Here is a 24,120-nt window from a genome sequence, read left to right as displayed (position 1 = left end):
TGTAGGGTCGATTAGCGTAATCCACCAAATTACATGGCTGCGGAGCGAAAGCGGCGGGTTACGCTTCGCTAACCCGCCCTACGTAGCATCGCGGGCTCCTTCCAACTTCCCCGCTTTGGCCCTAAACTCAGCCTGCATGGCACGCGCGAGCAATCTTGTGATCGGAACGGCAACGCTGGCGGCGATCGCCGTGGCGTTCGGGGGCCTGCTCGGCGCGCAGAAATGGCGCACCATCCAGAGCCGCAGCCAGTTGCGCGTGGTGTTCGAGGGCGGCTCCGCCAGCGGGCTGCGCCGCGGCGGGCCGGTCAATTTCGACGGGGTGCCCGCCGGCCAGATCCAGTCGATCAAGCTGGAGAGTCCGCGCAGGATCGTGGCGCTCGTCATGCTCGACAACACCGCGCCGATCCGCAAGGACACCGTGGCCGGAATCGAGTTCCAGGGCCTCACCGGCATTGCCGCGATCTCGCTGATCGGCGGCGCCCCCTCTGCACCGCCGGTGCCGCTGGACGCGGATGGGATTCCCGTGCTGACCGCCGATCTCAGCGACGCCGAAACCATCGTCGAAACCTTGCACAGCGTCGACCGCACCATCGTGAACAACGCCCCAGGGATCAAGGAGGGCCTGCACACGTTCGAGACCTATACCGCCGACCTCAGGAGCAAGGGCGCCGAGATCGATTCGGTCATGGCCAAGGTCGATAGCGCCTTTGCGGGCTTCGACAAGGCGGTCGCCAAGATCGAGGGCGCGGTGCCGGGCTTCGTCGATGGCAAGGCCGACGAGCTGTTCGAGAAGATCCAGGGACTGCACGAGCTTGCCGGCACCATGAAGAAGAAGTCGGCGTCCTACCTCGAAGACATTCGCCGCTCGCTGCTCGACGTCAGCGAGGCCGCCAACAAAATGAGCGGCACGCCGGCGCCGCCGCGGCCCCCGCGCCGGCCCACGGAGCAGAAGCAACGCTAAAGGGCGATGCGATTAGGATGAATCGTCATCGCGCTTTAGCTTATGTTTGAGCATGATCTTTTCGGAAAGCCGCTACACACTTTTCCGGATCATTCTCTAGCCTACCACGCGTAGCGCACCAGACCCTTGCCGGCATAGGAGCGCGTGACGTTCGAGAACTCGCCCTCGAAGGTCGCCGATGCGGACCAGCCGTTCATCCAGTTCATCTGCATCGATGCCGTGGTCAGCGCCGAATCGCGCGCCAGGGCGGCGCCGCTCACGACGAAGGCCGAACCCGGCAGCGTCTGGAACACGGCTGCGGCCGTGCGGTCCGGATTGTAATCATGCGCCCAGGCGAGCCGGCCGCGCAGGGTCATCAGGCCACCGGCCGCGGCAAAGGACCGGTCCGCGCGCAGGCCGAGCTCGGAGCGGGTGCTGGTCACGTCCTTGGCACCATAGCTGAGCGCGAAGACGTTGCTGCCGACCACGGCCGACTCTGCGTAGGAGGGAAGGCCAAACAAGGTGGCCTGTAGTGCGGCGTAGGGCGTGACGCCGGCCCATTGCATGGCGTAGCGATAGCCGCCCTCGATGCGGCCCGAGACCGCGTTGGCGTTGAACTGCGCCCGCAACTGGTCATAGCCCGCGGCCGTCACGACGCGATTGGTCGTAACGTCCTGCCAGCCATAAGCGAGCGCCGCCGTGACATAGGCAGGTCCGGCCGCATGACGCACGAAGGCGCCGGCCTGGAACAGATCGGAGCGCCCCCAACCGAGCCCGCTGACGTTGAATCCGGTCCCGCCGCCTGCGAGGGAGAAGCCCGCAATCGTCGACGGCGATAAGCGGTAGTCGAGGCCCACGGCGGTGCCATAGACGCTGCTGGTGGTGTTGTTCGAGCCGAGGCCGGCGTTGCCGTCGGTGGTCTGCGAGCCGCCATAGCCGGCCGCCCACACGTCCCAGCGCTGCTCGAAGGTCGCCGCCGGAGCCTTGATCGCGGCGAACGCGTCGCGCGCGTTCTTGCCGCGCGCTTGAGCATCGGGGGCAAACGGCGTCGCACCGGACGTGCCGCTGCGTCCCGAGTCGAAGACATCCGTCAGCAGGCCGAGAAACAGGTTCATCGCGTTGAAGGTGGTCTGCTGCGCCCCGGTCGCCGGCTCGCCGGAGGCCTGCGCCAGGCCGCTGGGCCCGAGGCCTGCGAATTCGGCTTGCAGGAAACCGTTGGCATTGAAGAAGTCCTGAAGCGTCGTCGCGACGTTCTTCTGATTGACGTTGAGCGCGTACTTCGCGCCGTAGTCGAGCGCAAAATCGAGAAAGACCTCGTTCGATCCGACACTCGTCGTCCCGATGAGGCCGCCCGGCGCGGCAACGCCGGAAAAATTGCCGCTGGAAGTGCCGAGGAACTGCATGATCGAGTAGTGCTTCATCACGGCGGCGCCCGCATACAGCGCGACACCGACCGTGCCGTTCAGCGCCACATTGCCGCTGACGAGCGCATGGCTCGCGCTCGATCCGCTGCCGACCTGCACGACGTAAACCGAGCCGGGCTGGAAGGCGAGATCGCCCTGAACCTGCATGCTCGAGCCCGGTCCCCCGTCACCCGGCGCATAGATGCCGCCGCTGGCGATCGCGGTATTGCCGACGATGCCGGCGCCGAACAGCGCGCCGCCCGAATTGACGGTGGTCAGGCTGGATTGGGAGATATCGCCATCGACCCGCAGGATGCCGCCATTCACCGTAGTGGTGCCGGTGTAGGTGTTCGTGCCCGAGAGGATCAGCGTGCCGCTGCCGACCTTTTCCAGCGAACCCGGCCCGATCGGGCCGCAACCGCAGGGATCGTAATCGCCGATGACGCCGCTGACGTCGGTCGAGAGGTTGTTGCTGCCAACGACGAGGGTATTGGCGCCGCCGATGTAATAGAAACCGCTGCCTTCGATCGAACCCGCGGTGATGCGGCCGTCGCCGTTCGGACCGACGCTGACGCCGAAATCGACGATGCCCGTTCCGGTGGTGATGAAGCGGGCGTTTCCGCCGGTGGAATTGTCGAAGAACTCGGTTTTGCCGCCTGCCTTTGTGATGATCGTCGCATCGGCCGGCCGTCGTGAACGCGCCGAAATTGGTGAGACCGTCGGCTTCATTGATGATGGTTGCATGGCCGGCGGTCGCCGTATCGGAGCCGGCCAGCGTGCCGAACACGGTCCCGCTGAAATCCTTGTTCACGATCGCCGCCGAGCCTGCCGAGGCCTGTTCGACGAATGCGGTGCTGCCGCCGTTCTGGTTGGTGATGCTGGCGGTGCCGGCATTGGTCCGTGCGAAGAAGCCGATCAAGCCGCCGTCGTTGACGATGGTCGCCCGACCGGCGGTCGCGGTGTCGGAGCCGCCCCCGTTCGGGTCGCCGAAATACAGCTGGCCGTTGTTGGTGATGGCGATCGAGCTGGCGGAGCTGGCGTTGCGAAACAGCGTCGTCCCGGAGAAGGCGTTCAGGAGCGAGGTGACCCCGGACGTGTCGGCATTGACGACGCTGAAGAGGCCTTCATTGGTGACGGCGCCGACGATGCTCGCGGTATGCGTCGCGTCACCGAGCTGCAGGGATCCGCAATTGCAGATGAATGTGCCTCCGGCATAGGTGTTGGCCCCGAGCAGCGCCAGGGTGCCCGAGCCCTGAACGTTGATGCCGCCGCTGCCGACGATGCGCGAAGCGATCATGGCCGACGGATCGCTGGTGCCGGTTACGTCCGCGGTGATGAAGGTGGTGCCGCCCGGAGCCAGCCTGAGATCGCCGCCCTGGATGGTGTAGATCGAACTGTCGCCCGTGATGTCGAACCCCACCAGGTTGGTGAGTTGCACGCCAACCGGCGTCACCGTCACCGTGCCGCCCGTGGCCGGTGTCGAAGGACCGCTGCTGCCGAATTGTGTGCCGGCTGATGCGGGGTCATAGGCGGTGCTGACCGCGCCGAAGGCGTCCGTCCAGTTGGTCGCGGTGTTGTCCCAAACGCCGCCTCCGCCGTTGACGGCGCCGTTCGGCGTGATCTGCGATCCGTTGAAGACCTGCTGTGCCTGGCTGGGACCGGCCAGAGACACCGCGCTGAAGACGAGGCCCGCCCCGGATGCCGTGCGCATGGCCGCGGCACTCCGAAGCAGGCAGCCCCACCCGCTCGAACGCAACCAGGCCCTCAACACGCGTCCCCCAACCTGCGGCGCTCCCCAATGGCGCCGCGGGAACTTAGGCGATGAAGACGGGCAGTAGAACTACGGGAGCTCGAGAATCCGCCGATGCGACCGAGATTCGGCCAGATTCGACAGCCCATGTTGCGGCCGCGCCACGGTTTTGCAGCGCCATTCCCATTCCGCGCATGAACGAATGCGTCAGGACGACCGCCGTCATGGATGGCTATTCACATCTGGCTGGTCGTCCAACACGCAGGGCTGGCGAAGGCTCAATAGTTGCTCGGAGACGACCCATTCGGAATGCCATCGATCGGACATTCATCAGTGCCCGGCGTCGCACGGGTCATCGCCTCGACCATATCGCGCGTGCCTTCGGGATCCCTAATCCAGTTCTTGTAGAAATCATACGGGCACGCGGCGACGCCGCGCGGGCTGTCGCCGGAATTGATCATGCCGGTGTAGCCGCGATGAACGAGCTTGTAGAGATGGTTCTGCGACTGGCCGTTGCGGCGCGCGTCGCGTATCAGATGCTTCGACAGCTGGGCGTACTGGATGCCGTAATCCTCCTCGCCGCATTCGCCGAGCGTGCGTCCGTCGAAGCCGATGATGGCGGAATGCCCGAAATAGGAATAGACGCCGTCGAAGCCGGCGGCGTTGGCAACGGCCACATAGACGTTGTTGGCCCACGCCATCGCCTTGGAGATCATGACCTGCTGCTCCTTGGCCGGATACATGTAGCCCTGGCAGCGCACGATCAACTCCGCCCCCTTCATGGCGCAGTCGCGCCAGATCTCCGGATAATTGCCGTCGTCGCAGATGATCAGGCTGACCTTGAGGCCTTTCGGCCCCTCGGAGACATAGGTGCAATTGCCGGGGTACCAGCCTTCGATCGGCACCCAGGGCATGATCTTGCGATACTTCTGCACGATCTCGCCCTTGTCGTTCATGAGGATCAGGGTGTTGTAGGGCGCCTTGTGCGGATGCTCCTCGTGGCGTTCGCCGGTGAGCGAGAACACGCCCCACACTTTGGCCTTGCGGCAGGCTTCCGCGAAGATCGCGGTCTCCTCGCCCGGCACCATCGAGGCCGTCTCGTACATCTCCTTGGCATCGTACATGATGCCTTGTGTGGAATATTCCGGGAAGATCACGAGATCCATGCCGGGCAGCCCGACCTTCATGCCGACGATCATGTCGGCGATCTTGCGGGCGTTGTCGAGCACCTCGGCCTTGGTGTGCAGGCGGGGCATCTTGTAATTGACCACCGCGACGCCGACCGTGTCGTTGCTGCTGGAGATGTCACCGTGAAGCATGTCGAGCGCTCCTGTTGTCTGATGCTGGCGTGGGTTAGTGGCTGATCATCCAGGGGCGTGCGGTCGGAAAGCCCTTGGCGCCGCTCCTGGTCTTGGTCATCAGCCGCGCCGGCTTCTTCCTGTCCGCCGAGCCCTTGTCCTTCACGGTCTTGCCCGAGGAGCAGCAGCCGCAGCCCGGGCCGTGCGAGGCCTTGTATTGCGCCAGCGTCTGTGGCGCGTGCGTGCTGCGCTCGTTGACGGCGTGGGCCTTGCGCTTCTCCGCCGGCATGCAGAAGAAGTTCGGCGCCGTCAGGATGACGCGGGGCGCCATCATCTCGCAGTGCGGGCAGCTCTGCGGATCGTCGCATTCCGCCATCGGGCGCAGGTCCTTGAAGGGACCGCAGTCGTCACAGAGATATTCGTAGACCGGCATCGCATCACCTACGCTCTTGCCTGTTCACACAACGCGCTGCCTCCGGGCGTCCGGGACAGCCCCTCACCCCGCCCCTCTCCCCGTGAGAACGGGGAGAGGGAGCGCGGCGTCACTTGTCCGGCGAGATCGGCATTTGGATGTCGCCGGTGATGTGCTTGATGGGACCGGCCGCCGACGGCATCACGTCGAAGTCGAAGATCTCGGTCGGCAGCCACAGCGTGGCGCAGGCATTGGGCACGTCGACCACGCCGGAGATGTGGCCCTGGCACGGCGCGGTGCCGAGGATCGAATAGGCCTGGGCGCCGGAATAGCCGAACTTCTTGAGATACTCGATCGCATTCAAGCAGGCCTGGCGATAGGCGATGTGGACGTCGAGATAGTGCTGCTTGCCGGCCTCGTCCACCGAGATACCTTCGAAGATCAGATAGTCCTTGTAGTTCGGCGTGATCGGCGACGGCTTGAAGATCGGATTCTTGATGCCGTACTTCGACATGCCGTCCTTGATCACTTCCACCTTCAGGTGGAGCCAGCCGGCCATCTCGATCGCACCGCAGAAGGTGATCTCGCCGTCGCCCTGGCTGAAGTGCAGGTCGCCCATCGATAGGCCCGCGCCGGGGACGTAGACCGGGAAGTAGATCTTCGAGCCGCGCGAGAGATCCTTGATGTCGCAATTGCCGCCATGCTCGCGCGGCGGCACGGTGCGCGCACCCTCGGCACCGATCTTGGCTTTGACGTCGCCCTTGGCGCGGCCGCCATGGGCGGTCGGCGCGAACGGCGGGTTGGCAAGGCCGGGCACGCGGGTTGGGTTGGTCGAGATCAGCTCGGCCTCGCGCTTGTTCCAGGTCTCCAGCATCTTGGGATCGGGCAGACAGCCGATCAGGCCGGGATGGATCAGACCGGCAAAGTTGACGCCGGGCACGTGCCGGGACGAGGTGTAGAGACCCTTGATGTCCCAGATCGACTTCTGCGCCAGCGGGAAATGGTCGGTGAGGAAGCCGCCGCCGTTCTGCTTGGAGAAGAAGCCGTTGAAGCCCCACAGGCTCTCCTTGAGCGGACCGACGTCGAGCAGGTCGACCACGAGAAGGTCGCCGGGCTCGGCGCCCTTGACGCCGATCGGGCCGGAGAGGAAGTGCACGATCGACAGGTCGATGTCGCGCACGTCGTCAGCGGAATCGTTGTTCTTGATGAAGCCGCCGGTCCAGTCATAGGTCTCGATGATGAAATCGTCCCCGGGATTGACCCAGGCCACGATCGGGATGTCGGGGTGCCAGCGGTTGTGCACCATGTCGTTTTCATAGGCCGACTTGGTGAGATCGACCTTGATCAGTGTCTCTGGCATCGAGATGCTCCCCTTTTACACGGTTGGTTAGACGGACAGATATTTCGAGACCTGCGCGGCATCGACGGCATCGCGCGGATCGTCGCGCACGATCTCGCCGTTCTCGATCACCAGCACGCGGTCGGCGATGTCGAGCGCGAAGCTCAGGACCTGCTCGGAGACGACGATCGAAAGCCCCTTCTCGTCACGGATGCGCTTCAGGGTGCGCGCCATCTCCTTGATGATGGAGGGCTGGATGCCTTCGGTCGGTTCGTCCAGCAGCAGCACCTTCGGCTTGGTGGCGAGCGCACGGGCGATGGCCAGTTGTTGCTGTTGCCCGCCGGAGAGATTGCCGCCGCGGCGGCCCTTCATCTCGAGCAGCACCGGGAACAGTTCGTAGATGTCGTCAGGCACCTCGGAGCCGCCGGAGACGACGAGGCCGGTCTCGATGTTCTCCTTCACCGTCATGGTGGAGAAGATCATGCGGCCCTGCGGCACATAGGCGAGGCCCTTGGCGACGCGTTCGAAGCTCTTGAGGTTGCCGAGCTCGGCGCCGTCCATGCTCACCGAGCCGCTTTTGGCCGGCAGGATGCCCATCAGCGACTTCATCAGCGTGGTCTTGCCCATGCCGTTGCGGCCCATGATCGCGACGATCTCGTTCGCCGCGACCTTGACGTTGAGCCCGTGCAGCACCTCGCTCTGGCCGTAGGCGACGTGGAGATCGGAAATAGCCAGCATGATGTGCTCCTAGGCTCGGTGCTTCTTCACCTCTCCCCACCGGGAGAGGTCGGCGCGTAGCGCCGGGTGAGGGGGCGCAGTTCCAACAAGAAAGCGAAACCCCTCACCCGAATTGCTGCGCAATTCGACCTCTCCCTATGGGAGAGGTGGACGGAGATCGCCGCGCGTGCTTGCTCCTCGCGCGCCATCGTCAATGCCCCAGGTACACTTCGATGACCTTGGGATCGTTCTTCACCTTCTCCATGGTGCCCTCCGAGAGGATCTGGCCCTGGTGCAGCACGGTGACCTTGTGCGCGATGTCCTCGACGAACTTCATGTCGTGCTCGATCACCAGCACCGAACGGTTCTTGATGATGCGGTTGAGCAGCTCGGCCGTCTTGGCGCGCTCGGACACGCTCATGCCGGCCACGGGCTCGTCGAGCATCAAGAGGTCGGGGTCCTGGATCAGCAGCATGCCGATCTCGAGCCACTGCTTCTGGCCGTGGCTGAGCTCGTCGGCGTAGGTGTTGAGCTTGTCCTTGAGGAAGATCATCTCCGCGATCTCCTCGACCCGGTCCTTCACCAGCTGGTCGCGCTGGAAGGTCAGCGAGCCGAACACGGTGCGGCCGCGCGGGAACGAGATCTCGAGGTTCTCGAACACGGTGAGATCCTCGAACACCGACGGCGTCTGGAACTTGCGCCCGACGCCGGTCTGCACGATCTCGTTCTCCCTCATCTTCGTGAGCTCCTTGCCACGAAACTGGATCGAACCCGAGGTCGCCCTGGTCTTGCCGCAGATCAGGTCGAGCACCGTGGTCTTGCCAGCGCCGTTGGGACCGATGATGACGCGGATCTCGTTCTCCTCGACATAGAAGGAGAGATCGTTGACCGCCTTGAACCCGTCGAACGAGACGGTGAGGCCGGAGACCGCGAGCAGGAAGTCCTTGGGCTGATGTCCGATGAGCATGATCGCCTCCTCACTCCGCCGGTGCGCCGTCGGCAACGGAATTGTCGGTCCAGCCGGCCTTCGGCTTGCGGGAGGCGAACAGCCGATCGATGCGCGGCTGCACGTAATCGGCCCAGAGCCCGGACAGGCCATTGGGGAAGGCAAGCACGACGGCGATGAACAGCGCGCCGAGACCAAACAGCCAGAGTTGCGGGAAGGATTCCGACAGGCTGGTCTTGGCGAAATTCACCAGGATGGCGCCCCAGACCGCGCCGAAGATCGACATCCGCCCGCCGACCGCGGTGTAGATCACCATCTCGATCGACGGCACGATGCCGACGAAGGACGGCGACATGAAACCGACATTGAGCGCGAACATGGCGCCACCGATCGCGGCGAAGATCGCGGCCATGCAGAAGGCGAAGATCTTGAAATTGGCGACGCTGTAGCCGGAGAAGCGGACGCGGTCCTCCTGCTCGCGCATCGCCACCAGGATGCGGCCGAGCTTGGTCAGGCGGATGAACTGCGCGATGCCGATGCAGGCGAACAGCAACACCACCTCGACGAAGTACAGGATGATCTTGGCGTGATCGGGCCGGATGTCCCAACCCTTCAGCGTGCGCAGGTCGGTCATGCCGTTGATGCCGCCGGTATAGCCCTGCTGTCCCACGATCAGGATGGTGAGGATGGCGGCGACGGCCTGGGTGATGATCGCGAAATAGGTGCCGCCGACGCGGCGCTTGAACATCGCGGTGCCGATGATCAGGGCGAACAGGCCGGGCACCAGGATGATGGCGAGGATGGTGAAGGTGAGGCTGTGAAACGGCTGCCAGAAGAACGGCAGCGCCGTGATCTGATTCCAGTCCATGAAATCGGGAATGCCGGGCGTCGACTGGATCTTGGTGTTCTCGACGCTTGAGGCCTCGAGCTTGAGGAACATCGCCATGCAATAGCCGCCGAGGCCGAAGAACACGCCCTGCCCCAGGCTCAAGATGCCGCCATAGCCCCAGCACAGCACGAGGCCAATCGCGACAAAGGCGTAGGTCAAATATTTCGCGACCAGGTTGAGGCGGAACACGTCCAGCGTCAGCGGCAGGATCACGAACAGCACGGCGGCGAGCGCAATGAAGCCCATCAGTTCGGATCGGTTGAAGAAGCGTGAGTTGATGATCATGACTTGCCTGCTTCTCGTTATTTGCGGACCTTGAGGGCGAACAGGCCCTGCGGCCGCAGCATCAGGATGCCGACCACGGCGAGCAGCGTGAGCACCTTGGCCATCGAGCCCGACATGAAGAACTCGAGCGTCGATTGCGTCTGCGAGATCGAGAAGGCCGAAGCGATGGTGCCGAGCAGGCTGGCGGCCCCGCCGAACACGACGACGAGGAAAGTGTCGACGATGTAGAGCTGGCCCGACGTCGGCCCGGTCGAGCCGATCATGGTGAAGGCGCTGCCCGCGACACCGGCGATGCCACAACCGAGGCCGAAGGTGTAGCAGTCGACCTTCTCGGTGTTGATGCCGACCGCGCCGGCCATGATGCGGTTCTGCACGACCGCACGGACCTGACGGCCCCAGCGCGACATGTAGAGAACGTAGGCGACGGCAATGGTGATCAGCACGGTGAGGCACATCACGAAGACGCCGTTGATCGGCACCTCGATGCTGTCGGTGACCCGCAGCGAGCCCAGCATCCATTGCGGCAGCTCGACGCCGACCTCGCGCGCGCCGAACACTGAGCGATAGGCCTGCTGCAGCATCAGGCTGAGGCCCCAGGTGGCGAGCAGCGTATCGAGCGGGCGCTTGTACAGGTGCCGTATCAGCCCCCATTCCACCAGCATGCCCAGCGCGCCGGAGGCGAGGAAAGCCAATATCATGGCAAGGAAGAAGTAGCCGCTGAAGAGGCTCGGCAAATAGGCCTGGAAGAGATTGGAAGTCATCCAGGTGACGTAGGCTCCGAGGATCATGAACTCGCCGTGGGCCATGTTGATGACGCCCATCTGGCCGAAGATGATCGCAAGGCCGAGCGCCATCAGGACATAGACGGAGAACAGGATCAGTCCGGCGAAGCCCTGCATGACGAAGATCGAGCCGAGGTCGCCAATCGAATAGTCGCCGAACATCCATGTCCTCCGTCGGGAAAGGGTCCCGCGTCGCGAGCAGGTTCGCGACGCGGGGGCTTGAGGCATGGACTTGCGATCCACGCCAGGGAGCGGTTTTGCCTTGGGGGAAAAGTGCGACGGGCGTCGCGACTTACTGCTAGCGCTCTTACTGGTATCCCTTGGGGAACGGATCCGGCTCGACGAGATCGGCGGTCTCGTAGATCAGCTCGAACTGGCCATCGAGCTTGGCGCGCCCCACCCGCGTCTTCGACCAGAGGTGATGGTTCTCGTGGATGCGCACATAGCCTTCCGGCGCGCCCTTGAACTCGACACCCGTAGAAGCCGTGGCGATCTTGTCGACGTCGAAAGAGCCGGCCTTCTCGACCGTCAGCTTCCACAGCCAGGGGCCGAGATAGGCAGCCTGGGTGACGTCTCCGATCACCGTCTTCTCGCCCCACATCTTCTTGAACGCCGAGACGAAAGCCTTGTTGTTCGCATTGTCGAGCGACTGGAAATACTTCATGCAGGCATAGGCGCCCGCGATGTTCTCGCCGCCGATACCGTCGATCTCGTCCTCGGTCACCGAGATCGTCAGCAGTGCCTGCTTGGAGAGATCGATGCCGGCCGCCTTGAGCTGCTTGTAGAAGGCGACGTTCGAACCGCCGACGACGTCGGTGAAGATCACGTCCGGCTTGGTCAGCTTGATCTTGTTGATGACCGAGTTGAACTGCGTCGAGCCGAGCGCATAATATTCCTCGCCGACGACCTTGCCCTTGAGCACGTTCTCGACATGCTTGCGCGCGATCTTGTTGGAGGTGCGTGGCCAGATGTAGTCCGAACCGATGAAGAAGAAGGACTTCGCGCCCTTCTCCTTGGCGATCCAGTTCAGGCCGGCGAGAATCTGCTGGGTCGCTTCCTGGCCGGTGTAGATGACGTTCTTGGACTGCTCGAGGCCTTCGTAGAAGGTCGGGTAGTAGAGCATGCCGTTATACTGCTCGACGACAGGAAGCACCGCCTTGCGCGAGGCCGAGGTCCAGCAGCCCATGATCGCCGCCACCTTGTCGTTGACGAGCAGCTTCTTCGCCTTTTCGGCGAAGGTCGGCCAGTCCGACGCGCCGTCCTCCTGGATGAACTTGATCTTGCGGCCGAGCACGCCGCCGGCCGCGTTGATCTGCTCGATAGCGAGCTTTTCGGCCTGGATCGAGCCGGTCTCGGAGATCGCCATGGTGCCGGTCGCCGAATGCAGGATGCCGACCGTGACCTCGGTGTCGGTGACGGCCAGACCCGTGGTGTTGACCGCCGAGGTCGCCGGCGCCTGCGCAAATGACCCGCGCGGCAGCATGGTGATGGCCGGCACTGCGGCCATTCCCATCAATAATTTGCGCCGCAGCGGCGACAACAGGCCCTTGTTTGCTTCGTCTGACATGAGCACCCCACTTTTGTTCGAGAACACGCGATTGGTGCCCGTGAGGATGGCTCGAATTTATGCAGCCCACGCATACGCAAGATCGCGTATACTGCACCGCAAAATGCCGACGTAGGCTTCTGGTACGGAATTTGCGAGGGGTCCGGGTCCGTATCGGGAGTGGGGTTAAGTGGCAGGGCGGCAGCGAATAGACCGCGTCAGGCGCCAGTACAATCAATGGGTCGCCAACCAGACGCTGGAAGATTACGCCCTGCGCTTCACCGCCAAAAGCGCGCGGCGCTGGTCCGCCGCCCGCGTCGCCAACACGGCACTGGGCGCGATCTCGTTCCTGGCGATGGAGGCGATCGGCGGGACCATCACGCTGAACTATGGCGTCACCAACGCGACTGCCGCCATCGTCGTGGTTTCCGTCATCATCTTCGGCTGCGGGGTGCCTATTGCGTATTATGCCGCCAAATGCGGCATCGACATCGACCTGCTGACGCGGGGGGCCGGCTTCGGTTACATCGGCTCGACCGTCACCTCGCTGATCTACGCCTCCTTCACCTTCATTTTCTTCGCGATCGAGGCCGTGATCCTCGCATCCGCGCTCGAGATGTGCTTCGGGATTCCGCGGCCGGTCGGCTATCTCATCAGCGCCGTCGTCATCATCCCGCTGGTGGCCTACGGCATCACGCTGATCAGCCGCTTCCAATTGTGGACGCAGCCGCTGTGGGTGATCCTTCACATCATTCCGTTCGCCGCGATCGCCTGGCACAATCCGCGCTCCTTTGCGGAGTGGCACAAATTCTCCGGCGAGCACGGCGATCTCAACGGGCACTTCGATCTCCTGCTGTTCGGCGTTGCGGCCTCGGTCGTGTTCTCGCTGGTGGCGCAGATCGGCGAGCAGGTCGACTTCCTGCGGTTCCTGCCGCGCGACCGCCGCGCCTCCAGGGCCTCCTGGTGGATGGCGCTGATGAGCGCGGGGCCGGGCTGGATCGTGCTGGGCGCGCTGAAGCTGCTGGCGGGCTCGTTCCTCGCCTTCTTCGCACTCAGCCACGGCGTGCCGCCCGAAGAAGCCGCCGAGCCGGCGCACATGTATCTCGAAGCATTCCGCTATGTGCTGTCGCAGCCCGACCTCGCTTTGGCCTTGACCGGCACCTTCGTGATCCTGTCGCAGGTCAAGATCAACGTCACCAACGCCTATGCCGGCTCGATCGCCTGGTCGAACTTCTTCTCGCGCTTGACCCACAGCCATCCCGGACGCGTGGTATGGCTGGTCTTCAACGTCATCGTGGCCCTGCTGCTGATGGAGATCGGCGTCTACAAGGCCTTGGAGCAGACGCTTGCGCTCTATTCCAACGTCGCGATCGCCTGGGTCGGCGCGCTGGTCGCCGACCTCGTCATCAACAAGCCGCTCGGACTGCGGCCGCAGCAGATCGAGTTCAAGCGCGCGCATCTCTACGACGTCAATCCGGTCGGCGTGGGAGCGATGACGATCGCGACCATCGTCTCGATCAGCGCCTTCTACGGCCTGTTCGGGCCGACCGCGAAGGCGCTGTCGGCCTTCATCGCGCTCGCGGCGGCCTTCCTCACGGCGCCGTTGATCGCCTGGGCCACAGGCGGCAAATACTACATCGCGCGCAAGCCGAAGCGGAGCTGGCAGAACATCGAGGCGATCCAGTGCTGCATCTGTGAGCACGCGTTCGAGCCGGAGGACATGGCCTCCTGCCCCGCTTATGCGGGGCCGATCTGCTCGCTGTGCTGTTCGCTGGACGCGCGCTGCCACGATCTCTGCAAGCCGCATGCGAGATTCCAGGCGCAGGTGTCGGAAACGCTGGGCCGGCTGATGCCGCAGCCGATCTACGCCCGGATCAACTCGCAAGTGGGCCACTATATCGGCGTGTTCGTGGTCTCCGCCGGCCTGATCGCCCTGGTGCTGGGACTAATCTACCTACAGACGTCGGCGAACGTGCACGGCGACAACGGGCTCGTGTCCGACGTGCTGTGGAAGGTGTTCTTCTCGCTCAGCATCATCATCGGCGTGGTGGCGTGGCTGTTCGTGCTGGCGCAGCAGAGCCGCCGCGCCGCCGAGGCCGAGACGCGGCGGCAGACCGCGCTGCTGATCCAGGAGATCGACGCGCACAAGCGCACCGACGCCGAGCTCCAGCGCGCCAAGGAGGTCGCCGAATCCGCCAACCTCGCCAAGAGCCGCTACGTGGTCGGGTTGAGCCACGAGCTGCGCTCGCCGCTCAATGCGATCAGCGGCTATGCGCAACTGCTCGAGCAGGATACGACCCTCGGCGCCAAGCCGCGCGACCAGGTCCGCGTCGTCCGCCGCAGCGCCGACCATCTCTCCGGGCTGATCGACGGCATCCTCGACATCTCCAAGATCGAGGCGGGGCGACTGTATCTGTCGCGCGACGAAGTGCGCTTGAGCGAGTTCCTCGACCAGCTCGTCGGCATGTTCCGCCTCCAGGCCGCGGCCAAGGGCATCGACTTCGTGTTCAGGCGGCCGCCGACGCTGCCGCGCGTGGTCTATGCCGACGAGAAGCGGCTGCGCCAGGTGCTGATCAACCTGCTCTCGAACGCCATCAAGTTCACCCAGTCCGGCAGCGTGCAGTTCGTGGTGCACTATCGCAGCCCGGTCGCCGAGTTCGAGGTGATCGACACCGGCCCAGGCATCCAGGGCGAGGACCTCGAACGCATCTTCGCGCCGTTCGAGCGGGGTGCGCTCGGCGCCTCGCAGCCGCAGACCGGCACCGGCCTCGGGCTCACCATCAGCCGCCTGCTCGCCGGCGTGATGGGCGGCGACATCAAGGTCACGAGCACGGTCGGCACCGGCTCGACCTTCAGGGTCAAGATCCTGCTCTCGGAGGTCGCCAATCCCCAGCGCACCGCGCCGGTGGAGGCGCCGGTCTCAGGCTATCACGGCCCGCGCAAGACCATCCTCGTCACCGACGACGATCCCGTGCATCGCGACCTCCTGCGCGAGGTGCTAACGCCGCTCGGCTTCATCCTGCTCAGCGCGCCCGACGGCGCCGGCTGCCTCGCATTGGCGCAGCATTGCCGGCCCGATCTGTTCCTGCTCGACATCTCGATGCCCGCCATGGACGGCTGGGCGGTCGCCGAGGCCTTGCGCGCCAGCGGCCATCATCAGGCCCGCATCCTGATGGTGTCGGCAAGCGCGCTCGAGGCTCATGGCACGCCGCTGGCGCAGCCCTTCCACGACGGCTACCTGATGAAGCCGATCGACATCCCGCGGCTGCTGGCGACGATTCGCCAGCTTCTCAAGATCGAATGGCAATACGGCTCGCACGAGGTCGCGGTGCCGTTCTGGCATCCGGAGACCGGATCGAAGCCGCCGCTGCGGCACATCGAGGCGCTGATCGGGCTCGGCCAGATCGGCTACGTCAAGGGCATCCAGCTGAAGCTGGACGAGATCGGCAGCGAGCACCCCGAGCATGCCGACTTCGTCGCGCAGATGCGGTCGCTGGTCGATCGCTTCGATCTCGACCAGTACATGGACACATTGAAGACGTTGCATGCTTATGAGCATTGAATCGAAGAAGCGCGACGTCGCGCTCGTCGTCGACGATTCCCCGGAGACGCTCCGGCTGCTCACCGACGCGCTCGACGGCGCCGGCATGACGGTGATGGTGGCGCTCGACGGCGCCGCGGCGATGCGCATCATCGACCAGATCACGCCCGACATCATCCTGCTCGATGCCGTAATGCCCGGCATCGACGGGTTCGAGACCTGCCGCCGGCTCAAGCGCGATGCGGGTCTCGCCAATGTCCCGGTCATCTTCATGACGGGTCTGGCCGAAACCGAGCACATCGTGCGTGGACTGGAAGCCGGCGGTGTCGACTACGTGACCAAGCCGATCGTGATCGAGGAGATGCTGGCGCGCATCCGGGTCCATCTCGGCAATGCCCGGCTGACCCAGAGCGCGCGCGCCGCGCTCGACGTCTCAGGCCGTTTCCTGTTCGCGGTCAATCGCCAGGGCAATTTGCTGTGGGCGACGCCGCAGGCGCAGAAGCTGCTATCCGATCATCACGGCGCGCAGGCCGGCGACTTCGTGCTGCCGCCGACGCTGCTGCAATGGCTCGAGCAGGCGAAGGCCAAGAGCGGCTCGAAATCCCAGGCCGCGTCGCTGCCCGACAATCCGCAGCTCCGCTTCTACTACATGGGCGAGACCGCGCCGAACGAATTCCTGCTGCGGCTATCCAAGGAAGCCGGCACCGCGCTGCCGCCCGAATTCACCAGCGAGCTCGGCCTCACCACGCGCGAGGGCGAGGTGCTGGCCTGGCTTAGCAAGGGCAAGACCAACCGCGACATCGCGCAAATTCTGGGCCTCAGCCCGCGCACCGTCGACAAGCACCTGGAGCAGATCTACGCCAAACTCGGGGTGGAGAACCGGACCGCCGCGGCCGCGATCGCCGCGAATGCGACGCGGCGGAATTCTTGAGCTCGACGAGATCCAACTACCTGCTCGGCGTCATGGCCGGGCTTGTCCCGGCCATCCACGTATTTCTTTCGTGAAAGGCGTGGATGCCCGAGACAAGCCCGGGCATGACGAGTTCGTGGCAGCGGCTCGCTTCAACCATACACGAACGCCTTGTCGTCCAGGTTCGTCTTCGGGATCTCGTCCTTCTCGGTCCAATAATCCTGGCTGTGCTGCCATTCCGGCTTGTCGCCGCGCTTGGGCAACAGGTTCATGTTGCGCATCATGTAGCCGGGGTTGAAGTTTTCCGGATCGATCCAGGGCAAGATCGGCATGTTGTGGTCCTCTGGGCGCAGCTTGACCTCGACTTTCTTTGCGCCCTTCGCCTTCATGTGCCCGAGCAGCCGGCAGACGAAATCGGCGACGAGATCGACGCGCAGCGTCCAGCTGGCGCGGAAATAGCCGAACACCCAGACCATGTTCGGCACGCCCGTGAACATCATGCCGCGATAGGTGACGGTGTCGCCGAAGGCGAGCGGCTTGCCGTCGATCTCGAAGGCGATATCGCCGAGCGCGGCAAGATTGAAGCCGGTCGCAGTGACGATGACATCGGCCTCGAGCAGCTTGCCGGACTTGAGCTGGATGCCGTTCTCGACGAAGCATTCGATCTCGTCGGTGACGACGGAGGCCTTGCCGCTGGCGATGCCCTTGAACAGATCGGCATCCGGCACGAAGGCGATGCGCTGCCGCCAGGGCCGGTATTTTGGCGTGAAGTGGGTCTCGACGTCGTAGTCGGGACCGAGCACGGCGCTGATCTGGCCGATCAGCTCCTTCTTCACCTGCTCGGGCTTGGACACGCAGAGCTTGGTGAAGGCATCCTGCTCGAACAGGATTTTGCGCCGCACGATCTCGTGGATCCAGGCTTCGTCAACCTGCAGCCGTCGTAGTTCCTCCGCGATCTCTATGGCGTTGCGGCCGAGGCGGAAGTAGGTCGGCGAGCGCTGCAGCATGGTGACATGGGCGCACTTGTCGGTGATGTTCGGCACCAGTGTTGCCGCGGTCGCGCCCGAGCCGATCACCACCACCTTCTTGTTCGTGAGGTCGATATCGTCGGGCCAGGTCTGGGGATGGACGATGCGGCCCTTGAAACGGTCCATGCCCTTCCATTCCGGCGTGTAGCCTTCGGAATGGCGATAATAGCCCTGGCACATCCAGAGAAAGTTCGCCGTGAAAGTTCTGGGCTCGCCGGTGTCGGTCGTCACGGCGTCGATGGTCCAGAGATTCTGCTCGCTCGACCAGCTCGCGGAACTGATCTTGTGCTTGTAGCGGATGTGCCGCGCGATATCGTTGTCGTCGATCACCTCCTTCATATAGGAGAGGATCTCCTCGGCGGTCGCAATTGGCGGGCCGACCCAAGGCTTGAAGCTGTAGCCGAAGGTGTGGAGATCGCTGTCGGAGCGAATGCCGGGATAGCGATGCGTGCTCCAGGTGCCGCCGAATGTTTCCTGCGTCTCCAGGATGACGTAGCTCGTGCCCGGAAGCTGCTTCTGGATGTGATAGGCGCTACCGATGCCGGAGATGCCGGCGCCGACGATCAGCACGTCGAAATGTTCAGAAGCCTGTTTGGCCGTGGCGTGACTGCGAACAGCGACATTCATTGTTGCTTCTATGCCTTGCTTGTCTTTGTGGCCGTCCTTGATTGGACGGCGCGTTTCCTCCGCGACGGGCATGATCACCCGCCGCGCCTCCGCTTCAAAATGACATAGATCAAGTCGCGGTCAAATCACAGTGCCGCACCCCAGCTCCGCGCGGTCTGCAAGATCCAGTCGCGATAGAGTGTCAGCGGCGTCACGCCGGTCAAGCCGCCGCAACCGGCGGCGCCGTTCGGTCCTGTCGACCAGCTGATGAGGCCGACGAGCACGGGACCGTTCGACCTGTCCTCGAACACGGGGCCGCCGGAATCGCCGGTGCAGGCGCCAATTCCGCCGCGAACACCGTTGGTTACGGGATCGACCAGGCGAATCTGCAGCGTGCCGGGCTGTCCGGTTGCGACGAGGCCGGCAACGCGCGTGGTGCCACCGCTTTTGCCGTCACCGTGAACCGTGACGCCAATGCCGGCGATGACGAAGCGGCTGCCGACCTGAATTGGAATCGTGGGCATGCCGACCGTCACCGTGGATTTTCCCTTTGGTGGAATTTCCAACTGCAGCAGCGCCACGTCGGCGGTGGCGCGATGCGCCTGCATCGCTTGCATGTTGAAGTTCGGATGGATCGCGACGGTGCGCACGTTCAGCAATTGCGGCTGGCCGTCGCCGCCGCGATCGACCACCTTGTAATCCGCGCCAGGCTGCACGCAATGGGCGACCGTCAACACCAGCCTCAGGGCGATCAGGCTGCCGGTGCAGAAATTGCCGCGCGATCCGACGATGGTGACGACGGCGCGGGCGACGCCATCTGCCTGCGGCGTGCCGCCGCCGACGATGGCGTGAGCGGGCGCCGTGAGCAGCAGCGCAGCTGCGATGAGGGTGGCGAGCTTCTTCATGGGAACACGCATCGGCATCGGTGAAGGCGGGCGATTGCTTCGGACTGGCTCTTGCCGATAGCGCATGCTAGCCCTCTTGGAAAGCAATTGACGAGGGCAGGACATTGGCGATCGAGGCGGTGATCTTTGATTTCGGCGGCGTGCTGACGAGCTCGCCCTTCGAGGCGTTCACACGGTTCGAGACCGAGCGCGGCCTGCCCGCCGATATCATCCGGCGCACCAACGCCGCCAATCATTTGGAAAACGCCTGGGCCAAATTCGAGCGGGCCGAGGTCGACATCGAGACGTTCGACGCATTGTTCGCCGCCGAATCGCTCGCGCTCGGCGCGGAGGTGCGCGGCCGAGACGTGTTGCCGCTGCTGCAGGGCGATCTGCGCCCGGAGATGGTCGAGGCCCTCAAGCGCATCAAGGCGCAATTCAAGACCGGTTGCATCACCAACAATCTGCCGGCCAACGCGATCGGCAGCATGACGGGGCGCTCCCTCTACATCGCCGAAGTCATGGTGCTGTTCGATCACGTCATCGAATCCGCCAAGATCGGTCTGCGCAAGCCGGATCCACGCATCTACCAGATGATGGTCGAGACGCTGAAGGTCGACCCGAACAATTGCGTTTATCTCGACGATCTCGGCGTCAATTTGAAGCCGGCGCGCCAGATGGGCATGACCACGATCAAGGTCACGAGCGGCGCGCAGGCGATCGCGGAGCTGGAGACGGCGACGGGGCTGAAGCTAACTTAGTTCGTAAAATCGTAGGGTGGGCAAAGCGAAGCGTGCCCACCAAAACTCGCGGCGGAATGAAGATGGTGGGCACGGCGCTTTCGCGCCTTTGCCCACCCTACGAGAACTATTTCGACCCAGCAGCGATCCGTTCCGGAAATGCCGACGCCAGCGCGGCGCGATCCGGCTTCAGCACGCCGCGCTCGGTGATGAGACCGGTGACGAGCCGCGCCGGCGTCACGTCGAAGGCGTAGTTCGCGACCGGCGAGTTTTCGGGCACGATGCGTACCGTCTCCAGCCGGCCGTCCGCGGTGCGGCCGGTCATGTCGGTGACCTCCACGCCGCTGCGCTGCTCGATCGGGATGTCGCGGATGCCGTCATGGACGGCGAAATCGATCGTCGGCGACGGCAGCGCGACGTAGAACGGCACACCGTTGTCATGCGCGGCTAGCGCCTTCAGGTAAGTGCCGATCTTGTTGCAGACGTCGCCATTGGCGGCGACGCGGTCGGTGCCGACGATGGCGAGATCGACCATGCCGTGCTGCATCAGATGTCCGCCGGTATTGTCCGGGATCACCGTGTGGGGCACGCCGTGATGGCCAAGCTCCCAGGCCGTGAGCGAGGCGCCCTGGTTGCGCGGACGGGTCTCGTCGACCCAGACATGGATCTTGATGCCGAGTTCATGCGCGAGATAGATCGGCGCCGTCGCCGTGCCCCAATCGACGGTGGCGAGCCAGCCGGCGTTGCAATGGGTCAGCACGTTGACCACCTCGCCCGGCTTCTTCGCCGCGGTCGCCTCGATCAGCTTCAGGCCGTTGTCGGCAATGCCGCGATTGATCTCGACGTCCTGCTCGGCGATCTCGTCGGCGCGTGCATAGGCTGCTTCCGCCCGTTCCGCCGGATCGATCGGCGCGAGCGCCGCGCGCATCTCGTCCAGCGCCCACTTCAGATTGATCGCGGTCGGCCGCGCCACGACGAGGGTGTCATAAGCGCGTTGCAGCCCGGCGTCGGAGGCGTCCTCGCGCATCGCGAGCGCCATGCCGTAGGCGGCGGTGGCGCCGATCAGCGGCGCGCCGCGCACCAGCATGTCCCTGATAGCAACGGCCGCATCTTCACACGAGGTCAGCCGCGCAACGACGAATTCATGCGGCAGCCGGCGCTGATCGATCGCTCCGACCGACCAGCCGTCGCGCTCGCGCCAGATGCTGCGGAAATGCTTGCCGTCGACCTTCATGGCATTCTGCCTTTTCGTTTTTCTTGCGTCTCACGCTCGCAGGATGCGCCCGGCCACCGCATCGAGCTTCTTCAGGAGCTCGGGATCGCGCGCCTCCGGCGCCGTGATCAGCGCGGTGTCGAGCGCACGGTCCGAACCGATCGGGCACGGCTCGTGCTCACGCGGAAAATCCTTGGCCAACCGCGCCACCAGCGCCTTCGCCTTGTCGGCGTTCGAATTCAACACGCGGATGATGTCCTGCACGGTGACCGCATCGTGGTCGGGATGCCAGCAGTCGAAATCCGTGACCATCGCGACGGTGGCGTAGCAGATCTCCGCCTCACGAGCGAGCTTGGCTTCGGGCATATTGGTCATGCCGATCACGGAATAGCCAAGCGTCTTGTAGGTCATGCTTTCGGCGTAGGTGGAGAATTGCGGCCCTTCCATGCAGACATAAGTGCCGCCGCGCGCGATCGCGATGCCTTCCGCCTCCGCGGCGGCCGCCAGATGGATGCGCAGCCGCGGCGAGACCGGGTGCGCCATCGACACATGCGCGACGCAGCCGCGGCCGAAGAACGAGCTCTCGCGCTTATGGGTGCGGTCGACGAACTGGTCGACGAGAACGAAGGTGCCCGGCGGCAGTTCCTCCCTGAAGGAACCGCAGGCCGAGAGCGAGATCAAATCGGTGACGCCGGCGCGCTTCAGCACGTCGATATTGGCGCGATAATTGATGTCGGAGGGGGACAGCCGGTGCCCCTTGTCATGCCGCGGCAGGAACACGATCGGCAGGCCGGCGATGGAGCCACGCCTTAAAGGAGCCGACGGCTCGCCCCAGGGGCTCTCGATCACCTCTTCGCGCGCACCCTCTAAGCCGGGCAGGTCATAGATGCCCGAGCCGCCGATGATGCCCAATACCGCCTGCGTCATGCCTGCTCCACCCTGTCCGCCAAATGTGACATGGTTAAGCTATGCCAGTTTTGCGGCGGATTTGGAACGGGGGGAGATGCGCCCCTGTTAAGCCGCGGTCGCCGGCTGGAGCTGCATCGCGACCATCCGCTCCAGCGTCTGCACGGACTGGAAATTCTCCGGCGTGATCTCGGACTGCGGAATGGTGAAGTCGAATTCGGCCTCGACGCCGAGCATGAGATTGACCATGTCCATCGAGGTCAGGCCGATATCGACGAGTTTGGCCGAAGGCGTAACGTCCGCGGTGAGCGAATTCTGTTCGAGGATGCCCTTCACCAGCTTGATGATGCGATTGCGCAAAACGGTATCGAAAGCCTGCATCGGCAAATTCCCATCTGTCTCTATCGGGTCGGACCGGACTGCCGGCTACGATGGGTGCGGGCTGCCGGTCCTGCAATGGGCGACACCAATACTTCGCGTTTCTTAGTAAACGATGACTCAGATTGTCCGAAATCCAGGCTTCTTCCAGAGTCCTAACGCGATACCGGAAAATCCGGCGATCTGAACAACCGGACCTTAACTGTTCGTTCGGAATTGGGTTTTGTTTACCCTCTATTTCATCGACGAATTTGAATTAAATCCGTAGCCTCGTCTCACAAGCAAAGATGGCTGGAGGATCGCCTCAAGCGGCATCGCGAATGATGCCGGCGATCTCGAACGGCAAACCGGAGGCGGACGAGCATGAACGTGCGTGAAGCAGTCCTCACTGTCGACGAAATGCAGGCGAGCTTTCTCGAGCAGGGTCCCTCCCTGATCGAGCGCGCCGCCCGGACCGCCGCAGCGGCCGCGGCCGACGCCGACGAGGTCGATCGCGACGCCCGCTTCCCGCACAAGGCGTTCGACGTCGCGCGTGAGCAGAAGCTGCTCGGCGTGATGATCCCGGTCGAGTTCGGCGGTTTCGGCGCTTCGATCCATGACGTCACCGACATCTGCTACACGCTCGGACGCGCCTGCGCGTCCACGGCGATGATCTACGCGATGCACCAGACCAAGGTCGCCTGCGTCATCAGGCACGGCCATGGCATCCCCTGGATGGAGACCATGATGCGCCGGGTCGCCCGCGACCAGTGGCTGCTCGCCTCCTCCACCACCGAAGGCCAGAACGGCGGCAACATCCGCGCCAGCGCGGCTGCGGTCGACCATGCCGGCGATACTGTCTCGCTGGTGCGCGACGCCACCGTGATCTCCTACGGCGCCGAAGCCGATGGCCTCGTCACCATCGCCCGCCGCGCCACCGAAGCCGCCGCCTCCGACCAGGTGCTGCTGGCGCTCGCCAAGGACGATTATTCGCTGAAGCGGACGCTGGGCTGGGAAACGCTCGGCATGCGCGGCACCTGCTCGACGGGGTTCGAGCTGAAGGTCGACTGCCCCGCCGACCGCGTCTTCCCGGAATCCTATGACAAGATCCACGCCCAGACCATGACGCCGTTCGCGCATCTGTGCTGGTCGTCGGCCTGGGCCGGCATCGCCGCTGCGGCGGTGACGCGCGCGCAGGCCTTCATCCGCAAGGCGGCTCGCGCGTCTGGCGGACAGATGCCCCCGGCCGCGGCGCACTTCACCGCCGCCAAGATGTCGCTGGCCAAGCTGCGCGCGCTGATATCAGCCAATATCGACGCTTTCGCCCGCGTCGAGCACGACGAGCGTGCTCTGAGCTCGCTCGACTTCCAGTCCTCGATCACGCTCTTGAAGGTGCAGGCCTCCGAGCTCGCGGTCGAGACCGTGATGCACGCGATGCGCACCGCGGGACTTGCCGGCTATCGCAACGACGGCGAGTTCACCATGGGCCGCCACCTCCGCGACGTGCTGTCGTCGCCGATCATGATCAACAACGACCGGATCCTGGCCAATGCCGCGACATCGACATTGATGAGCGGGGTGCCGGCGAGCCTTCGCGACTGACGTACCTCCGCGACCGCTTCAACAAG

At 64.2% G+C, this 24,120-nt stretch carries 19 protein-coding genes and 2 pseudogenes; 5 read left to right on the top strand and 16 right to left on the bottom strand.

Going from position 1 to position 24,120, the window contains the following annotated elements; all coding sequences use genetic code 11:
- Window positions 1-136 precede the first annotated feature (136 nt).
- Window positions 137-961, top strand: coding sequence for an MlaD family protein (locus tag ABIA45_RS29555; RefSeq protein ID WP_404654583.1), 825 nt, complete (start codon window positions 137-139; stop codon window positions 959-961).
- A 101-nt stretch (window positions 962-1,062) separates the two neighbouring features.
- On the opposite strand, the gene ABIA45_RS29550 is transcribed toward ABIA45_RS29555, so the two are convergent.
- From ABIA45_RS29550 to urtA, 11 genes and pseudogenes are all read right to left on the bottom strand, one after another.
- Window positions 1,063-2,670, bottom strand: a complete 1,608-nt coding sequence (locus ABIA45_RS29550) for an autotransporter outer membrane beta-barrel domain-containing protein (protein WP_404655773.1) — start codon at window positions 2,668-2,670, stop codon at window positions 1,063-1,065.
- Between the two features lie 18 nt (window positions 2,671-2,688).
- Window positions 2,689-3,072: pseudogene (locus ABIA45_RS29545) on the bottom strand (hypothetical protein); the annotation flags it as partial.
- A 478-nt stretch (window positions 3,073-3,550) separates the two neighbouring features.
- Window positions 3,551-3,640, bottom strand: a pseudogene (locus ABIA45_RS29540) (hypothetical protein); the annotation flags it as partial.
- Window positions 3,641-4,371: 731 nt separating this feature from the next.
- Window positions 4,372-5,412, bottom strand: a complete 1,041-nt coding sequence (locus ABIA45_RS29535) for an aliphatic amidase (protein ID WP_404654582.1) — start codon at window positions 5,410-5,412, stop codon at window positions 4,372-4,374.
- A gap of 34 nt (window positions 5,413-5,446) precedes the next feature.
- Window positions 5,447-5,824, bottom strand: coding sequence for a zinc ribbon domain-containing protein (locus ABIA45_RS29530; protein ID WP_404654581.1), 378 nt, complete (start codon window positions 5,822-5,824; stop codon window positions 5,447-5,449).
- A gap of 109 nt (window positions 5,825-5,933) precedes the next feature.
- The gene (gene fmdA, locus ABIA45_RS29525; RefSeq protein WP_157285379.1) at window positions 5,934-7,163 is read right to left on the bottom strand and encodes a formamidase; all 1,230 of its coding nucleotides are present in this window, start codon (window positions 7,161-7,163) and stop codon (window positions 5,934-5,936) included.
- A 27-nt stretch (window positions 7,164-7,190) separates the two neighbouring features.
- Entirely contained in the window at window positions 7,191-7,880 is a 690-nt protein-coding gene (gene urtE, locus ABIA45_RS29520) for an urea ABC transporter ATP-binding subunit UrtE (RefSeq protein WP_025033327.1), read from the bottom strand.
- Window positions 7,881-8,070: 190 nt separating this feature from the next.
- Window positions 8,071-8,826 carry an urea ABC transporter ATP-binding protein UrtD gene (urtD, locus tag ABIA45_RS29515; protein ID WP_404654580.1) on the bottom strand — a complete coding sequence of 252 codons (756 nt, stop codon included), beginning with the start codon at window positions 8,824-8,826 and terminating at the stop codon, window positions 8,071-8,073.
- A 10-nt stretch (window positions 8,827-8,836) separates the two neighbouring features.
- Window positions 8,837-9,979 carry an urea ABC transporter permease subunit UrtC gene (urtC, locus tag ABIA45_RS29510; RefSeq protein ID WP_271541776.1) on the bottom strand — a complete coding sequence of 381 codons (1,143 nt, stop codon included), beginning with the start codon at window positions 9,977-9,979 and terminating at the stop codon, window positions 8,837-8,839.
- Between the two features lie 17 nt (window positions 9,980-9,996).
- Window positions 9,997-10,923 (bottom strand): urea ABC transporter permease subunit UrtB, encoded by a 927-nt coding sequence (gene urtB, locus ABIA45_RS29505; RefSeq protein ID WP_404654579.1) that lies wholly within the window; start codon window positions 10,921-10,923, stop codon window positions 9,997-9,999.
- A 145-nt stretch (window positions 10,924-11,068) separates the two neighbouring features.
- Window positions 11,069-12,328: an urea ABC transporter substrate-binding protein gene (urtA, locus tag ABIA45_RS29500; protein WP_036002134.1), complete on the bottom strand. Its 1,260-nt coding sequence runs from the start codon at window positions 12,326-12,328 to the stop codon at window positions 11,069-11,071.
- A 169-nt stretch (window positions 12,329-12,497) separates the two neighbouring features.
- On the opposite strand from urtA, the gene ABIA45_RS29495 reads away from it, so the two are divergent.
- Window positions 12,498-15,869, top strand: coding sequence for an ATP-binding protein (locus tag ABIA45_RS29495; protein ID WP_404654578.1), 3,372 nt, complete (start codon window positions 12,498-12,500; stop codon window positions 15,867-15,869).
- Entirely contained in the window at window positions 15,853-16,779 is a 927-nt protein-coding gene (locus ABIA45_RS29490) for a response regulator (RefSeq protein WP_404654577.1), read from the top strand. The genes ABIA45_RS29495 and ABIA45_RS29490 overlap by 17 nt, the downstream gene beginning before the upstream one ends.
- A gap of 131 nt (window positions 16,780-16,910) precedes the next feature.
- Here the strand turns inward: ABIA45_RS29490 and ABIA45_RS29485 are convergent, their stop codons facing one another.
- Entirely contained in the window at window positions 16,911-18,413 is a 1,503-nt protein-coding gene (locus ABIA45_RS29485) for a flavin-containing monooxygenase (RefSeq protein WP_404654576.1), read from the bottom strand.
- Window positions 18,414-18,538: 125 nt separating this feature from the next.
- Window positions 18,539-19,297 carry a S1 family peptidase gene (locus ABIA45_RS29480; RefSeq protein WP_404654575.1) on the bottom strand — a complete coding sequence of 253 codons (759 nt, stop codon included), beginning with the start codon at window positions 19,295-19,297 and terminating at the stop codon, window positions 18,539-18,541.
- Between the two features lie 104 nt (window positions 19,298-19,401).
- On the opposite strand from ABIA45_RS29480, the gene ABIA45_RS29475 reads away from it, so the two are divergent.
- Window positions 19,402-20,037 carry an HAD-IA family hydrolase gene (locus ABIA45_RS29475; RefSeq protein WP_157285373.1) on the top strand — a complete coding sequence of 212 codons (636 nt, stop codon included), beginning with the start codon at window positions 19,402-19,404 and terminating at the stop codon, window positions 20,035-20,037.
- Between the two features lie 106 nt (window positions 20,038-20,143).
- On the opposite strand, the gene mtnA is transcribed toward ABIA45_RS29475, so the two are convergent.
- From mtnA to ABIA45_RS29460, 3 genes are all read right to left on the bottom strand, one after another.
- Window positions 20,144-21,250, bottom strand: coding sequence for an S-methyl-5-thioribose-1-phosphate isomerase (gene mtnA, locus ABIA45_RS29470; protein ID WP_404654574.1), 1,107 nt, complete (start codon window positions 21,248-21,250; stop codon window positions 20,144-20,146).
- Between the two features lie 30 nt (window positions 21,251-21,280).
- A complete protein-coding gene (locus tag ABIA45_RS29465; protein WP_057025947.1) occupies window positions 21,281-22,156 on the bottom strand; it encodes an S-methyl-5'-thioadenosine phosphorylase in 876 nt (291 codons plus the stop codon).
- Between the two features lie 87 nt (window positions 22,157-22,243).
- Window positions 22,244-22,516: a phosphopantetheine-binding protein gene (locus ABIA45_RS29460; protein WP_404654573.1), complete on the bottom strand. Its 273-nt coding sequence runs from the start codon at window positions 22,514-22,516 to the stop codon at window positions 22,244-22,246.
- A 360-nt stretch (window positions 22,517-22,876) separates the two neighbouring features.
- Here ABIA45_RS29460 and ABIA45_RS29455 point away from each other — a divergent pair, with 360 nt between their 5' ends.
- Window positions 22,877-24,094, top strand: coding sequence for an acyl-CoA dehydrogenase family protein (locus ABIA45_RS29455; RefSeq protein ID WP_404654572.1), 1,218 nt, complete (start codon window positions 22,877-22,879; stop codon window positions 24,092-24,094).
- The last annotated feature ends 26 nt before the right edge of the window (window positions 24,095-24,120 follow it).

Origin of the sequence: Bradyrhizobium sp. USDA 336, assembly GCF_044908355.1 — a bacterium.
GTDB lineage: Bacteria > Pseudomonadota > Alphaproteobacteria > Rhizobiales > Xanthobacteraceae > Bradyrhizobium > Bradyrhizobium yuanmingense.
Note: the sequence above shows the minus strand (reverse complement) of the source record. Positions and strands in the feature narration are given on the sequence as shown.

What these genes read in the sequence shown, in the direction of transcription:
- ABIA45_RS29455 (WP_404654572.1), top strand. Translation starts at nt 22,877, where the DNA reads ATGAACGTGCGTGAAGCAGTCCTCACTGTCGACGAAATGCAGGCGAGC.
- fmdA (WP_157285379.1), bottom strand. Translation starts at nt 7,163, where the DNA reads ATGCCAGAGACACTGATCAAGGTCGATCTCACCAAGTCGGCCTATGAA.
- urtE (WP_025033327.1), bottom strand. Translation starts at nt 7,880, where the DNA reads ATGCTGGCTATTTCCGATCTCCACGTCGCCTACGGCCAGAGCGAGGTG.
- ABIA45_RS29480 (WP_404654575.1), bottom strand. Translation starts at nt 19,297, where the DNA reads ATGAAGAAGCTCGCCACCCTCATCGCAGCTGCGCTGCTGCTCACGGCG.
- ABIA45_RS29485 (WP_404654576.1), bottom strand. Translation starts at nt 18,413, where the DNA reads ATGAATGTCGCTGTTCGCAGTCACGCCACGGCCAAACAGGCTTCTGAA.
- mtnA (WP_404654574.1), bottom strand. Translation starts at nt 21,250, where the DNA reads ATGAAGGTCGACGGCAAGCATTTCCGCAGCATCTGGCGCGAGCGCGAC.
- urtB (WP_404654579.1), bottom strand. Translation starts at nt 10,923, where the DNA reads ATGTTCGGCGACTATTCGATTGGCGACCTCGGCTCGATCTTCGTCATG.
- ABIA45_RS29535 (WP_404654582.1), bottom strand. Translation starts at nt 5,412, where the DNA reads ATGCTTCACGGTGACATCTCCAGCAGCAACGACACGGTCGGCGTCGCG.
- ABIA45_RS29460 (WP_404654573.1), bottom strand. Translation starts at nt 22,516, where the DNA reads ATGCAGGCTTTCGATACCGTTTTGCGCAATCGCATCATCAAGCTGGTG.
- urtC (WP_271541776.1), bottom strand. Translation starts at nt 9,979, where the DNA reads ATGATCATCAACTCACGCTTCTTCAACCGATCCGAACTGATGGGCTTC.
- ABIA45_RS29490 (WP_404654577.1), top strand. Translation starts at nt 15,853, where the DNA reads ATGCTTATGAGCATTGAATCGAAGAAGCGCGACGTCGCGCTCGTCGTC.
- urtA (WP_036002134.1), bottom strand. Translation starts at nt 12,328, where the DNA reads ATGTCAGACGAAGCAAACAAGGGCCTGTTGTCGCCGCTGCGGCGCAAA.
- ABIA45_RS29530 (WP_404654581.1), bottom strand. Translation starts at nt 5,824, where the DNA reads ATGCCGGTCTACGAATATCTCTGTGACGACTGCGGTCCCTTCAAGGAC.
- urtD (WP_404654580.1), bottom strand. Translation starts at nt 8,826, where the DNA reads ATGCTCATCGGACATCAGCCCAAGGACTTCCTGCTCGCGGTCTCCGGC.
- ABIA45_RS29465 (WP_057025947.1), bottom strand. Translation starts at nt 22,156, where the DNA reads ATGACGCAGGCGGTATTGGGCATCATCGGCGGCTCGGGCATCTATGAC.
- ABIA45_RS29555 (WP_404654583.1), top strand. Translation starts at nt 137, where the DNA reads ATGGCACGCGCGAGCAATCTTGTGATCGGAACGGCAACGCTGGCGGCG.